This window comes from Mesorhizobium sp. M1E.F.Ca.ET.045.02.1.1, from assembly GCF_003952485.1.
Taxonomy (GTDB): Bacteria; Pseudomonadota; Alphaproteobacteria; order Rhizobiales; family Rhizobiaceae; genus Mesorhizobium.
In genome coordinates, this window is sequence record NZ_CP034447.1 from 7101504 (window position 1) to 7115834 (window position 14331).

Genomic DNA, 14331 nt, shown 5'->3' on the forward strand with positions numbered 1-14331 from the left:
AAACCGCTTCACACTTTTCGGCATCATGCTCTGGGAAAACCACCCTCGCCGCTTCTGTCATCAAGACGTCGCGGCTTTCTGTTCATGAGCAAAAGACGGACATCGGACGGACGAAATGAAGAATCTTTGGAATGACGCCGACGCGGAAAAGATGGTTGCCGACTATGCGAAGAAGGGCGTCGATGGCGACCTCGCGCTGCGTGTCTACACGACCCGTCTTCTCGGCGGCGAGCCGCGGCTGGTGCTGCATGGCGGCGGCAACACCTCCTGCAAGACCAAGGCCACCGATCTCGTCGGCGATGAATGGGACGTGCTCTGCGTCAAGGGCAGCGGCTGGGACATGGCCGTCATCGAGCCGCAAGGCCTGCCGGCGGTGAAGATGGGCGCGCTGCTCAAGGCACGCACGCTGGACGGCCTCTCCGACGAGGACATGGTGGCGCTGCAGCGCTCCAACCTCATCGACCCCACCTCCCCCAACCCGTCGGTCGAGACGCTGCTGCACGCCTTCCTGCCGCACAAATTCGTCGACCACACGCATTCGACCGCCATCCTCGCCATCGTCGACCAGGAAGACAGCAAGGCGCTGGTGAAGACGGTGTTCGGCGACAAGATGGGTTATGTGCCCTACATCAAGCCAGGCTTCGACCTCGCCAAGGCCGCTGCGGAAGTTTTTGACGCCGACCCAACCGTCGAGGGACTGATCCTCGACAAGCACGGCATCTTCACCTTCGGCGACGACGCCAGGCAGGCCTACGACCGGATGATCCACTATGTGAACGTCGCCGAGGAGTATGTCGCGAAGAACGGCAAGGCGCAGGCGGCCAAGGCGGCGCTGCCGGCGAGGCTCGCCAAGCCTGGCGACATCGCGCCGATGCTGCGCGGCGCGGTGGCGGTGGCGCGCGGCGAAGGCCGCTTCGATCGCATGATCAGCGATTTCCGCACTTCCGACGCGATCGTCGATTTCATCAACTCGGCGAGAATCGCCGACTATGCCGGGCGCGGCGTCTCGACGCCGGACCTTTCGATCCGCATCAAGACCGGCCCGATGGCGATACCGGCTCCGGACGCCGACAAGCTCGGCGACTATAAGGCCGTCATCCGTAGCCATGTCGAGACTTTCGCCAAGGATTATCAGGCCTATTTCGAGACCAATGACGCGCTGGACGACGTCAAGCGCACCATGCTCGACCCGATGCCGCGTCTGACGCTGGTGCCCGGCCTCGGCATGTTCGGCCATGGCCGCACGCTGAAGGATGCGAAAATCGCCTCCGACGTCGGCGAGATGTGGATCGAGGCGGTGCGGGGCGCGGAAGCCATCGGCAATTTCCAGCCGCTCTCCAAGGCCGACCTCTTCCCGCTCGAATACTGGTCGCTGGAGCAGGCGAAGCTCGCTTCCAACAAGCCGAAGCCGCTGACTGGCCAGGTGGTGCTGATCACCGGCGGCGCAGGCGCCATCGGGGCTGCGACGGCCAAGCTGTTCGCCGCCAATGGCGCGCATGCCGTCATCGTCGACCTCGATTCGGCCAAGGCTGCGGAAGCGGCGAAAGCGGCAGGCAACAATTCGATCGGCATCGGCGCCGACATCACCAATCCGGCCGAGATGCGCGCGGCCTTCGACAAGGCCGTCGCCGTCTATGGCGGCGTCGACATTCTGGTCTCGAATGCCGGCGCCGCCTGGGAAGGCCGGATCGGCGAGCTCGATGACGCGCTCCTGCGCAAGAGTTTCGAGCTCAACTTCTTCGCCCACCAGTCGGCGGCGCAGAATGCGGTGCGCATCATGCTCGAACAGCGCACGGGCGGCGTGCTGCTCTTCAACACTTCCAAGCAGGCGGTCAATCCCGGGCCGAAGTTCGGTGCCTACGGCCTGCCAAAGGCGGCGACGCTGTTCCTGTCGAGGCAATACGCGCTGGACTACGGCGCCTATGGCATCCGCTCCAATGCGGTGAACGCCGACCGCATCCGCTCCGGGCTGTTGACCGACGCCATGATCGCCAGCCGCTCCGGCGCGCGCGGCGTGTCGGAAAAGGAATACATGTCCGGCAATTTGCTCGGGCAGGAAGTGACGGCCGACGACGTGGCGCAGGCCTTCCTGCACCAGGCGCTCGCGGAACGCACCACGGCCGACGTCACGACGGTGGACGGCGGCAACATAGCAGCAGCGCTGCGTTGAAGAAGTAAAGACATTTCCCGGGGCGGTTCGTCATCTTACGAGAACGACGAACCGCTCTCTCCTCCTGTCCTGACGCATTTCCCCGAATGTAAGCCAGTTTCACACCTCTGCTAGAAAACTGCTGTAACTGACCAAAATCCGCTCAAATCCTTCGCTTATTGCTCGAGCAGCTTTAAGGGGCCTTGCGCCTCGCGTGCGAAACACAAGGCTGGGCCGGCATGCAATCCAGGGAAGTGCCTTATTTCAGCCAGTGGGAATCGCCTGGCATGACTTTGCCGCTCTTGGCGGAGGGGCCGTCGGCTCTGTGCCGAGATCCGCTGTGGCGCAAGTCCGGCGCAGATACGATCGAGGACTATGCGCGCTGGGCCGTCAATGTCTGCGGCATGGCCTGCCTGAAGATGATCCTTGCCGCGCGGGGCGAAATTCACCCGACGCTCGAGCTCGCCCGCGCCTGCACGGCCTACGGCGGCTATGTCGTGAACGAGGCGGACGGCTCGATCAAAGGGCTGATCTACGAGCCCTTCGTCAGGTTCGTCGGCGAACGTTTCGGCCTCTCTGCCGAGACGATGACGAATGTTGATATGGCCATGGTGTCCGGACTACTTTCCAGATGGCGCTACTTCATCGCCTCGGTGCATCCCGGGATCCGCTGGCCCGAGCGCGAGCCGCCGTCGAAGGGCGGGCATCTGGTGCTGGTGACGGCAGCATCGAACGGCGAAATCCGCTTCCACAACCCGTCCGGCCACGATCGGGAGCGCCAGGCGAACGTAACGCTGCCGCTAGCCGCCTTCGACCGCTTTTTCGCCAGGCGCGGCATCGCCGTCGGTCTCAAACCCTAACCATTGCGGAGATATCGATGGCCGCGAAAAGATTGCGTATTGGTGTGCTGTTCGGCGGGCGGTCCGCCGAGCACGAGGTGTCGTTGCTTTCGGCGGCCAATGTTATGCATGCGCTGGATCCGGCGAAGTACGATGCCGTTCCGATCTTCGTCACGCGCGAGGGCCACTGGCTGCTGAGCAGCTACCGGGACGGCGCGCTTGCGACTCCGTCAAGCGGCACAGATATCTGCCTGGTGCCGGGCGGGCATGGACGGATGCTGGCCATTCCGGCCGGCGGGCCACCGCACGATCTGCCAGCCATCGATATCCTGTTTCCCGTCCTGCACGGCCTGCATGGCGAGGACGGCGCGGTGCAGGGACTGGCGGAAGTGGCGCGTGTGCCGCTCGCCGGCTGTGGCATCCTGGGTTCCGCCACGGCGCTGGACAAGGAAATCGCCAAGCGGCTTCTGAAGGCGGCGGGGGTGCCTGTTGCGCGCTCGGTGACGATCGATCAGGATGCGGCGCCTTCCCTCGCCGTTCTGGAGGACCAGCTTGGCCTGCCCCTGTTCATCAAACCGGCGCGCCAAGGCTCGTCGGTTGGCGTCGCAAAGGTCAACGCCAGCCAGGAATTCGATCGGGCGCTCGCGGAAGCCTTCCAGCACGATCGCAAGCTGCTGGCGGAGGAATTCGTTCGGGGGCGCGAGATCGAATACAGCGTGCTGGAGGACCCCGCGGGCGAACTCTTCGTCTCGCGGCCGGGCGAGATCGTGCCCGCGGAAAGTCACGGATTCTACAACTACAATGCCAAGTACATCGACGAAAACGGCGCGGCATTGATCGTGCCGGCGGAACTGCCGCCGGAGGTCGAGCAAGGCATGCGCGACATGGCCGCAAGGGCCTTCAGAGCCGTCGGTTGCGACGGCATGGCGCGTGTCGACTTTTTCCTGATGCCGGACATGACGTTCCTGGTCAACGAGCTCAACACCATTCCTGGCTTCACCAACATCAGCATGTACGTCAAGGCAATGGCGGCAAGCGGCGTCAGCTATCCGGAGGTCATCGACCGGCTGGTGGCGCATGGGCTCGCCCGCGCCGCGCGATCGGCCTGAAGGACGGATGAAAAAAGAGCGGCCCGAGAGCCGCTCTTTTCACTGATCACTAAAGCACGCCACGTTGAAACCGCCTCACGCGAGGCGGTCTGATCATATTTCGTCGGTCGGCGCCGCCCCTCATTGCCCTGCCGGGCATTTCTCCCCGTATAGTGACGGGGAAAAACACGCCGTCACCGACGGTTTCGCCAATTTGTCGCCGTTGCAGAATGAGGCGCCAGCGTCTCGGCCATCCCCCTTCTCCCCGTCACTATACGGAGAGAAGGTGCCGGCAGGCGGATGAGGGGCGGCGCGACGTTTCTAATGTTGCCAATAGCGCTTTTCAGACCAGCTTACTTCGCGTTCGGGTTCGGCATCCAGGCTGGCATCGCGACATCGGCATGGGCGAACTGCGGCAGCTTGGCCGACAGGTCCTCCATGTTCTTGATGTCCTTGTCGACGAGCTCTTTCTGCGTGATCAGCGTCGGCGGCACGATGACGTTGTGACCGGGATCCTCGCCGGCGAGCAGTTGCGCCAGCGCGCGCACCGAGACCTGGCCGACGACGGCCGGGTTGGTGGCGGCCGTCGCTGCCCAGGCGCTGTCCGGCTCGCGCATCGCGGCGATGTCGGAGGTCGAGATGTCGGCCGAATAGATCTTGATGCCCTTGTTGAGGCCCGCCTCGTCGACGGCGATCTTCACGCCCTTGGCGAACTCGTCATAGGGCGCGAACATCACCTTGATGTCGGGATGCGCCTGCAGCACCGAGCGCGCCTGGTTGGCGACGGAGTTGGCGATCGGGTTGTCGAGCGTGCCGAACATGGCCACTTCGCTGATGCCCGAATGCTTCTTCTTCACGTCGACCCAGGTTTCGTTGCGGCGGTCGAGCGGCGCGATGCCGGCGACATAGACATAGCCGGCCTTCCAGCTATCGCCATTGTCCGTGACCGCCTGCTCGAGCGCGAGGCGGGCGAGATCGCGGTCCGACTGCTCGATCTGCGGAATCTTCGGGTTCTCGACATTGACGTCGAAGGCGACCACCTTGATGCCGGCGTCGACCGCGCGCTGGGCAGCGTCCTTCATCGATTCCGTCAGGCCGTGCTGGATGATGATGCCCTGCACGCCGAGCGCGATCGCCTGGTCGACCATGTCGGCCTGGAGGGCCGCGTCCTGGCGGCTGTCCAGCACGCGCAGGTCGACGGCGAGCGCCTTGGCCTGCGCCTCGACGCCGGAGAGATAGGCCTGGAAGAAGTCACCGGTCGAGAGATAGCGCACCAGCGCGATCTTGACGCCCGGCTTGTCGAACGGTGCCGGACGGTCCGCCGCCAGTGCCGTACCCTGCATCAGCAGCGCCGCGCCCGCGAGGCCGAGAGCGGCCTTCCCCAAAAGTCTTCTTGTGATGCTCACGTCGATTTCCTCCGTTGTTTATGCCCCGGTCGAAACTATCTCTTGCCCCTGCCGGAAAGGGCGAAGGTGAAGACAAGGGCGACGACGAGAACCGCGCCCTTGACGAAATCCTGCGTGTAATAAGGGGCGTTCATCATCGTCAGGCCTTGCAGCAGGACGCCGACGAACACCGCCCCGACGGCCGTGCCGAAGGCGTTGGGCTTGGCGGCGCCGAGCACCGCGTAGCCGATGAGCGCCGCGGCGACAGCGTCGAGCAAGAGATTATTACCCGAGGCGATGTCGCCGCGTCCAAGCCGGGCGGCGAGCAAAATCCCGCCGATCGAGGCAAAAACTCCCGAAATGACGTAGGCCCAGATTTTGTATGCCTTGACAGGCGCGCCGGCGAGTTCGGCGGCCCGCTCGTTGCTGCCGACGGCATACATCATGCGGCCGAAGCGGGTGTATTCGAGGAAGAACCAGATCAGCACGGCGAGCACGACCAGCACCACCACAGAGACCGGGATCAGGCTCGGGATGAAGAAGTCGATGCGGTGGCGGCCGAGCGCCAGGAAAGCCTCGCTGAACTTGCCGTTGGCGACCGAACCGTCGGGCATGGTCATACCGGTGGCGATCGAGCGACCTTCGGTCGGGATGCGTTGCAGACCGAGGAGCAGGAACATCATGCCGAGCGTCGCCAAGAGATCCGGCACGCGCATATAGACGATCAGCCAGCCGTTGATCAGGCCGACGACCACGCCGATGACCAGGCAGGCGATGACGGCGACAATGGCGTTCTGTTCCAGCACCACCATGGCGTAGGACGCCGCCATCATGGCGCTGGTGGCGACTGAGCCGATCGACAGGTCGAAGCCGCCGACGACAAGCGTCGCGGTGACGCCGAGCGCCAGCACGCCGGTGATCGCCACCGACTGGAAGATGAAAACCGCGCTCTGCGGCGAGACGAAACCGTCGGCGGCGATCGCGAAATAGGCGATCAGGCCGAACAAAAGGACGATGAAGCCGTAGCGGATGGCATAGTCACGCAATGTCATCGAACGCTCCCGCTCTGCTGCCCTCTCCGCCAAACTGGAACTCATGCATGCACTCCAAGTCTCGTCATCGGTTCGGCTCACGTCGTGCCGTGCAGCGGCCCGCCGGCCACCTGCGCCAGCAGCCGGTCGAGGTCGATATCGGCGTTCCTGTGCTCGCCGACGATCGTGTGTTCCGACATCACCAGGATGCGGTCGGCAGTCTCCAGCGCCTCGTCGATCTCGGTAACGAAAAGGAGCGTGGCGCGGCCGTCGGCGCTTGCCCTCAGCTTGGCGGCGATGTCGCGCCTTGCCGAGATGTCGACGCCTTGGAACGGCTCGTCGAGGATGAACAGGCGTGAGGTCTGAGACATCCAGCGCGCCACCATCACCTTCTGCTGATTGCCGCCTGATAATGCCGCAAGCTCGTCCTTCTCGGAGCGGCAGACGATGCCGAGCTCATCGATCTGGCGGCGTGCGGCGGCACGCTCGGCGCGGCGCCTCATGACGCTGAAGTCCGACATGCGCTTGAGGAAAGGCAGGCTGATGTTGCGCTCGATGTTGAAGCCGCCGACGATGCCGCTCATCGCGCGGTCCTTGGCGACGAGGAAGACGCCCGCCGCAATCGCCTCGCGCGCCGATCGCGGCGCATAGGGCTTGCCGTCCATGTGCATGGTGCCTGCCAGCGGCTCGCGCACGCCGAACAGCGTCTCGGCCAGCGCCGTCTTGCCGACGCCGACCAGACCGGTGATCGCCACCACCTCGCCGGCGCCGAGCGTCATCGAGATCGGTTTGGCGCCATGCGCCAATTGCAGGCCTTCGGCGGTGAAGACCGCGCGCGCCGAATTTCTGGCGACGACCCGGTCGAGAAGGATCTTGCGGCCGAGCATGGCGTTGACCGCGCCTTCATAGTCTAGCGGCTTTTGGTCGAAGACACCGGAGATGACGCCGTCGCGCATCGAGACGATACGGTCGGCAAGCCGCCGGATGTCGGACATGCGGTGCGAGATGTAGAGGATGGCGACACCATGCCCGCGCAGCCGGTCGATCAGCGAAAACAGCCGGTCTGCTTCGGCGCTCGACAGCGACGAGGTCGGCTCGTCGAGGATCAGCACCTTAGGCTGGTGCGCCATGGCCCGCGCGATCGCCACCATCTGCCGGTCGGCGAGCGAAAGGTCGGCGACACGCGCCCTGAGATCGATAGCGAGCCCCATGCGATCGGCGACGGCCCGGGCCTCGGCGCGGACATTGGCGGGCTTGAACAACAGCGACGCGCCCTTGCCGCTCAGCCGGTCGAGCGTCAGGTTGGTGGCGACGTCGAGATCGGCGACCACCCCGTCATTGATGTTCTGATGCACGGTGACGACGCCGGCGCGGATGGCTTCCGCCGGCGTGCCGGGATCGAAGGCCCGGCCGGCGAGCCGCATCGTGCCGCCGTCGCGCGAATAGACGCCGCTGACGATCTTGACCAGCGTGGACTTGCCGGCGCCGTTGGCGCCCATCAGCACGGTGACCTCGCCCGCAAACAACTCAATCGAGATGCCGCCAAGCACCTCGTTCTGGCCGAAGGATTTCCTCAGACCCTCCACACGGAACACGGCATCTGCGCCCATTCGTTCCTCCCTGACCCGTGACGCTATGGACTCATTCGTCAATTGTCAACACGATTGACATTTGCCAGAGCGCTTCCTAGCTTGGCCCCGCCGCCGTGGCTCCGCTATCGTCGAAACCCACGAGCAGGAGGGGAGAGAATGACCGGGAAGTTTGAAGCATTGTCGGTGGAGACGCTGCCGAAGCGCCTTGGCGAGACCACGGCGCTGACCGAGCGCATCGGCAACGATGCCAGCCACTGGAAGGTACGCGAGGTCGGCGACGGCAATTTGAACCTCGTCTTCATCGTCGAGGGAGATCACGGCGCAGCGGTGGTGAAGCAGGCGCTGCCCTATGTGCGGCTGGTCGGCGACAGCTGGCCGCTGCCCTTGAAGCGCTCCTTCTTCGAATATCATGCGCTGACCAGGCAGGAGGCACGCGCGCCGGGCTCGGTGCCGGCGATCTACCATTTCGACGAAATCCAGGCGCTGATCGTCATGGAGTATCTGGCGCCGCCGCACGTCATCCTGCGCCGCGCGCTGATCGATGGCCGCGAGCTGCCGAACATCGCACGCGACATCGGCCTGTTCATGGCCCGCACGCTGTTCCGCGGCTCGGACCTGTCGATGGTGACCAGAGAGCGCAAGGCCGACCTCGCTTTATTCGCCGACAATGTCGAGCTCTGCGACATCACCGAGAACCTTGTGTTCTCCGATCCATATTTCGACGCCGAGATGAACCGGCACACCAGTCCGCAGCTCGACGGACTGGTGGCCGAATTGCGCGCCGACCGCGACCTCAAGGTCGAGGCGCAGCGGCTAAAACATTCCTTCGCCGCCAATGCCGAGACGCTGCTGCATGGCGACCTGCATTCCGGCTCGATCATGGTCACCGACAGCGAGACCCGGATGATCGATCCAGAGTTCGCCTTTTACGGCCCGATCGCCTTCGATGTCGGCATGCTGCTCGCCAATTTCTGGATGGCCTACTTCTCGCAGCGCGGCCATGAGCAGAACGGCGGCCGCGACTCGATGCGCGCCTATCTGCTCAAGGTCACGGCCGAGACCTGGGCCGTGTTCCGCGCCGAGTTCTCGCATCTGTGGCGCACCGAGCGCACCGGCATGCTCTACCAGAAGAGCCTGTTCGAGGATCAGGGCGACCTCTTGGGTTCCGAGCAGGCGCTCGACCACATGCTTTCCGGCATCTGGACCGATTTGCTCGGCTTCGCCGGCATCGAGGTGCATCGACGCATCCTCGGCCTCGCCCACAATGCCGATTTCGAGACCATTGCCGATGAAAACCTGCGCGCCAGATGTGAGGCCAAGGCGCTGCGCTTCGGCCGCCACATCGCCGTCAACCGGCGTCAGATCCACAGCATCGACGAGGTCAACACTCTGGCCGCGCTGATCGAACAGGAGAGCAGAATTTGAACGTCGGCGAACGCCACTACCGCACCATCTGGCTGAGCGACGACAAGCGCTCGGTCGAGATCATCGACCAGCGCTGGCTGCCGCATGAATTCCGCATCGAGACGATCGGAACCGTCGCCGGCATCGCCACCGCGATCCGCGACATGTGGGTGCGCGGCGCGCCGCTGATCGGCGTCACCGCCGCCTATGGCGTCGCCATCCAGATGAGGGACGATCCGTCCGACGAAGCGCTCGATGCGGTGTGGGAGACGCTGCACAAGACGCGGCCGACGGCGATCAATCTGCGCTGGGCGCTGGACGAGATGCGGCGGTTTCTCAAGCCGTTGGCGCCGGGAGAGCGCGCCGCGGCCGCATACCGGCGCGCCGCCGAGATCGCCGACGAGGATGTCGGGCTCAACCGCGCCATCGGCGAGAACGGGCTTGCCATCATCAGGCAAATCGCGGCGCGCAAGAAGCCCGGCGAGGCGGTCAACATCCTCACCCATTGCAATGCCGGCTGGCTGGCGACGGTCGACTACGGCACCGCGACGGCCCCGATCTATCTGGCGACCGAAGCCGGCATTCCGGTGCATGTCTATGTCGACGAGACCAGGCCGCGCAACCAGGGCGCCCAACTGACCGCCTGGGAGATGGCCGGCCATGGCGTGCCGCACACGCTGATCGTGGACAATGCCGGCGGCCATTTGATGCAGCATGGCGACATCGACATGGTGATCGTCGGCACCGACCGCACCACCGCCAATGGCGACGTCTGCAACAAGATCGGCACCTATCTCAAGGCGCTCGCTGCCGCCGACAACGACGTGCCCTTCTATGTCGCGCTCCCCTCGCCCACCATCGACTGGACCGTGGCCGACGGGCTTGCCGAAATCCCGATCGAAGAGCGCGCGAGTGACGAGGTTTCGCTGGTCTGGGGCAAGACGGCGGACGGCAAGATCGCGCAGGTGCGCGTCTCGCCCGACGCGACGCCGGCCGCAAATCCCGCCTTCGACGTGACGCCGGCGCGGCTGGTCACCGGGCTGATCACCGAGCGCGGCGTGGCGAAGGCCTCGCGCGAGGGGCTGAAGGCGATGTTTCCGGAGCGGGGGTAATCTCCCCCCCTCGAGGGGGAGATGTCGCCGAAGGCGACAGAGGGGGGCGCTGTCCCGCCAGCATTTCAATACCTGGGTTCCTCGCCCCCGCCAAAGGCGGGGAGAGGTGGCCGCGAAGCGGACGGAGAGGGGGCCTTCGTAGGGCGCTCCCCTCTCCGTCTCGGCTTCGCCGAGCCACCTCTCCCCCACATTCGTGGGGGCGAGGAACCTTGATCCTGCAGCGCCGCGATCCTTCGCGCCCCCCTCTGCCCTGCCGGCCATCTCCCCCCAAGGGGGAGATCGCAGCTCCGGCGACGGCGACAATTGACAGCGCCGGTCCTCCTCCTCCATACAAACCGCGTTAAGTTCTCAGGGCGGGGTGAAAGTCCCCACCGGCGGTAAGGGTTTCGACCCAAGCCCGCGAGCGCCTTCCGGAAACGGGAGGGTCAGCAGATCCGGTGTAATTCCGGAGCCGACGGTTACAGTCCGGATGGAAGAGAACGTACGCAAGGACGGCCCGCTGGCGCGGGCAGGTTTTTGTGTCGTGCGTCCTGATTCTGGTTCGAAACGGAAGGAAGGACCCATGAATCAGCATTTCCCCAAAGATCAACAGACCCGCCGCGTTGCCGTCATCAAAGCGCGCTGGCATGCCGATATCGTCGACCAGTGCGTGACGGCCTTCGTGGCGGAGCTTGCCGCGCTCGGTGGTTTCAGCGTCGACATCTTCGACGTGCCTGGCGCCTACGAGATCCCGCTGCACGCCAAGACGCTCGCCGAGACCGGCCGCTATGCGGCGATCCTTGGCACCGCTTTCGTGGTCAATGGCGGCATCTACAGGCACGATTTCGTCGCCAGCGCCGTCATCGACGGCATGATGAGCGTGCAGCTTGCGGCCGGCGTTCCGGTGCTTTCCGCCGTGCTCACGCCGCACAATTTTCACGATAGCGCCGAGCATCACCGCTTCTTTCACGAGCATTTTCTGGTGAAGGGCAAGGAAGCGGCAAGAGCCTGCGTCGAAATCCTCGCCGCGCGCGCACGCATCGCCGCCTGAGCCCGACCGGTGCGCCAGAACTAAACCGATTTGGATTTCAGGACCGCAACGAGAGTGGTTGCGGTCCGTCGGAAATCCGGCCAGAAGCAAGTGGTTGGGCCTGGCCTGACCATTGGTAAATCCCGCCTGCAACCAAATACAGGAGACTATTGGGTGGCTCGCATCACACTGAGACAATTGCTCGACCATGCCGCCGAACACGGCTATGGCGTGCCTGCCTTCAACATGAACAACATGGAACAGGGGCTCGCCATCATGGAGGCGGCCGAGGAGACCAAGTCGCCGGTCATCCTGCAGGCCAGCCGTGGCGCCCGCGCCTACGCCAATGACGTGGTGCTGGCCAAGCTGATCGACGCGCTGGTCGAAATCCACCCCGACATTCCGGTCTGCATGCATCTCGACCACGGCAACAACGAAGCGACCTGCGTTACCGCGATCCAGTACGGCTTCACCTCGGTGATGATGGACGGCTCGCTGAAGGAAGACGGCAAGTCGCCGGCCGACTATGCCTATAATTCCGGCATCACCCGGCGCGTCGTCGACATGGCGCATTGGGGCGGCGTCTCGGTGGAAGGCGAGATCGGCGTGCTCGGCTCACTGGAAAGCGGCGGCGGCGAGCAGGAAGACGGCCACGGCGTCGAAGGCGCGATCAGCCACGACCAGTTGCTCACCGACCCGGTGCAGGCCGAGCAATTCGTGCGCGACACCCATGTCGACGCGCTGGCGGTGGCCATGGGCACCAGCCACGGCGCCTATAAATTCTCACGCAAGCCGGACGGCGCGGTGTTGGCGATGAATGTGATCGAAGAGATCCACCGCCGTCTGCCCAACATGCATCTCGTCATGCACGGCTCGTCCTCCGTGCCGGAGGAGTTGCAGGAGATCATCAACAAGTATGGCGGCCAGATGAAGCCGACCTGGGGCGTGCCGGTGGAAGAGATCCAGCGCGGCATCAAGCATGGCGTGCGCAAGATCAACATCGACACCGACAACCGCATGGCGCTGACCGGCGCGATCCGCAAGGTGCTGACCGAGAACCCTAGCGAGTTCGATCCGCGCAAATATCTGACGCCGGCCATGGCGGCGATGAAGAAGCTCTGCAAGGAGCGCTTCGAGCAGTTCGGCACCGCCGGCAATGCGCCGAAGATCAAGCCGATCCCGTTGTCGGACATGGCCAAGCGCTACAAGTCAGGCAGCCTCGACCCGAAATTCGGCTGAAAGCCGGGAATTTTGCCGGCCGCGTTGTGGCCGGTCGACGGCGGGAGTGCTTGCCGCTCCCGCCGGCATTGCCGCCAAGTTCGGCGGAACTTCATGCCAGCAGATCGGTTCCTGTTCCGACACCTCCCGTGCCACCCGCAGGGAAGGAGCAGATCATGAGCAAGGACCGCGACAGGCAAGGCCCGGTCTTTTCCGGCCAGGATGCGCGGCAGGGCGAAATCATCCTGCGCACGCGCGCGAGGCGCATCATCTTCATCGCCGGACTGGTCGGCATCGTCGTGCTGGCACTGGTGCTGAGCATCGCCATTCGGTGAAGGACCGTTCGCGCCCTATGGGATCGAACGGCGCCGGCCACGGAACCATCAGCGGCCAACCCAAGTTGAACATTCCAGACGCAACGGAGGGGCGCGCAGGCTGCCCTACGGACGATGTTCGAGCCGCTTTGCTGCGATATGCCGCTTCACCCGACCTGGCCGGATCTCGTCGCGCGGCTGTTGCTGACGTTGCTCGCAGGCTTCCTCATCGGCTTGAACCGCGAGGCGCGCGGCCACTCCGCCGGTTTGCGCACGACCATACTGGTCGGCCTGGCGGCTTGCGTCGCAATGGTCCAGGCCAACATGCTGCTCGATGTGACCGGCAAAGGGCCGGACTCCTTCGTGCGCATGGATGTGATGCGCTTTGCGCTCGGCGTGCTCACCGGCGTCGGCTTCATCGGCGGCGGCGCCATCCTGAGGCGCGGCGATCTCGTTACCGGCGTCACCACCGCCGCCACGATGTGGATCATGACGATGATCGGGCTCGCCTTCGGCGGCGGCCAGTTCGGCCTCGGCGCGATCGCGACGGTGCTGACCCTGGTGACGCTTCAGGCGCTGAAATGGGTCGATCTCAAGATTGCCCGCGACCACAAGGCGGTGCTTTCGGTCTCATGGCCGAAAAACTCGCCACCCGACCTCCAGGAAATGGTCCGGCCACTCGGCTACAGCGCGCGTTTCGTCGGTATGGAGCACGATACCGACCGCAACCGCTTCGTATTTTCCTTCGATGTTCAATGGAAGCAGCCCGACGCGGTCGAGCCTTCGACCGATGTGCTGGCGGTGATCTCCGAGGACTGTGCGGTCGAGCGCTTCGAGATCGTCGGCGAGAAGCCGTTCTGAGTGTCGGGCCGGCAGGCTTACTCGGCCGCGCCTGGCGTGTCCGCATCGGCGCGAATGAGCTTGATGTCCGCTCCGGCCGCCCAGGCGCCGATATCCTCCCGGCGCAGCGCCGCCGCCATCATGTCGGGGAAGTGATCCGGTGTGCAGGCAAAGACCGGAATGCCCAATGCCGCGACCGAACCGGCCATGGACGGATCGTAGCCGGGGCGACCCTGGTCTGGCATTCGCCGCAGATGAGCCCCAGTTGCTCGTTCGTCTCGAGGCGGGGCCAGGTCGAGCGCTTGGTCAGCTTGGCGGCGGCGCCAAGCGAAGCCTGGTCGGGGGCCAAA

The 14331-nt window shown here is 64.6% G+C and carries 12 protein-coding genes, 1 pseudogene and 1 riboswitch; of the genes and pseudogenes, 9 read left to right on the top strand and 4 right to left on the bottom strand.

The features are described from left to right. Positions 1-115: 115 nt before the first annotated feature. The 3 genes from EJ070_RS34800 to EJ070_RS34810 all read left to right on the top strand — a co-directional run bounded on the left by EJ070_RS34800 (position 116) and on the right by EJ070_RS34810 (position 4097). Positions 116-2170: a bifunctional aldolase/short-chain dehydrogenase gene (locus EJ070_RS34800; RefSeq protein WP_126095388.1), complete on the top strand. Its 2055-nt coding sequence runs from the start codon at positions 116-118 to the stop codon at positions 2168-2170. A 218-nt stretch (positions 2171-2388) separates the two neighbouring features. Next, positions 2389-3009: a C39 family peptidase gene (locus tag EJ070_RS34805; RefSeq protein WP_126095389.1), complete on the top strand. Its 621-nt coding sequence runs from the start codon at positions 2389-2391 to the stop codon at positions 3007-3009. Between the two features lie 11 nt (positions 3010-3020). Beyond that, entirely contained in the window at positions 3021-4097 is a 1077-nt protein-coding gene (locus EJ070_RS34810; RefSeq protein ID WP_126096032.1) for a D-alanine--D-alanine ligase family protein, read from the top strand. 332 nt (positions 4098-4429) lie between these two features. Here the strand turns inward: EJ070_RS34810 and EJ070_RS34820 are convergent, their stop codons facing one another. The 3 genes from EJ070_RS34820 to EJ070_RS34830 all read right to left on the bottom strand — a co-directional run bounded on the left by EJ070_RS34820 (position 4430) and on the right by EJ070_RS34830 (position 8102). After that, positions 4430-5482: a substrate-binding domain-containing protein gene (locus EJ070_RS34820; protein WP_126095390.1), complete on the bottom strand. Its 1053-nt coding sequence runs from the start codon at positions 5480-5482 to the stop codon at positions 4430-4432. 35 nt (positions 5483-5517) lie between these two features. Then, a complete protein-coding gene (locus EJ070_RS34825; RefSeq protein WP_126095391.1) occupies positions 5518-6513 on the bottom strand; it encodes an ABC transporter permease in 996 nt (331 codons plus the stop codon). 77 nt (positions 6514-6590) lie between these two features. Then, on the bottom strand, positions 6591-8102 hold the full coding sequence (locus EJ070_RS34830) for a sugar ABC transporter ATP-binding protein (protein WP_126095392.1): 1512 nt from the start codon (positions 8100-8102) through the stop codon (positions 6591-6593). Positions 8103-8240: 138 nt separating this feature from the next. Between EJ070_RS34830 and mtnK the strand changes: the two genes are divergently transcribed. From mtnK to EJ070_RS34860, 6 genes are all read left to right on the top strand, one after another. Continuing rightward, positions 8241-9509 carry an S-methyl-5-thioribose kinase gene (gene mtnK / locus EJ070_RS34835; RefSeq protein WP_126095393.1) on the top strand — a complete coding sequence of 423 codons (1269 nt, stop codon included), beginning with the start codon at positions 8241-8243 and terminating at the stop codon, positions 9507-9509. Further along, the gene (mtnA, locus tag EJ070_RS34840; protein WP_126095394.1) at positions 9506-10600 is read left to right on the top strand and encodes an S-methyl-5-thioribose-1-phosphate isomerase; all 1095 of its coding nucleotides are present in this window, start codon (positions 9506-9508) and stop codon (positions 10598-10600) included. Before mtnK ends, mtnA begins: the two co-directional genes overlap by 4 nt. A 340-nt stretch (positions 10601-10940) precedes the next feature. After that, positions 10941-11085: riboswitch (FMN riboswitch) on the top strand. 77 nt (positions 11086-11162) lie between these two features. Beyond that, entirely contained in the window at positions 11163-11630 is a 468-nt protein-coding gene (locus EJ070_RS34845; protein ID WP_126095395.1) for a 6,7-dimethyl-8-ribityllumazine synthase, read from the top strand. Positions 11631-11783: 153 nt separating this feature from the next. Then, positions 11784-12848, top strand: a complete 1065-nt coding sequence (gene fba / locus EJ070_RS34850) for a class II fructose-bisphosphate aldolase (protein ID WP_059185845.1) — start codon at positions 11784-11786, stop codon at positions 12846-12848. A gap of 155 nt (positions 12849-13003) precedes the next feature. After that, positions 13004-13162 (top strand): peptide ABC transporter permease, encoded by a 159-nt coding sequence (locus EJ070_RS34855; protein ID WP_126095396.1) that lies wholly within the window; start codon positions 13004-13006, stop codon positions 13160-13162. Between the two features lie 114 nt (positions 13163-13276). Further along, positions 13277-14002 carry an MgtC/SapB family protein gene (locus tag EJ070_RS34860; protein WP_126095397.1) on the top strand — a complete coding sequence of 242 codons (726 nt, stop codon included), beginning with the start codon at positions 13277-13279 and terminating at the stop codon, positions 14000-14002. A gap of 17 nt (positions 14003-14019) precedes the next feature. Here EJ070_RS34860 and EJ070_RS34865 read toward each other — a convergent pair. Further along, positions 14020-14226: pseudogene (locus tag EJ070_RS34865) on the bottom strand (hypothetical protein); the annotation flags it as partial. Positions 14227-14331: the final 105 nt, after the last annotated feature.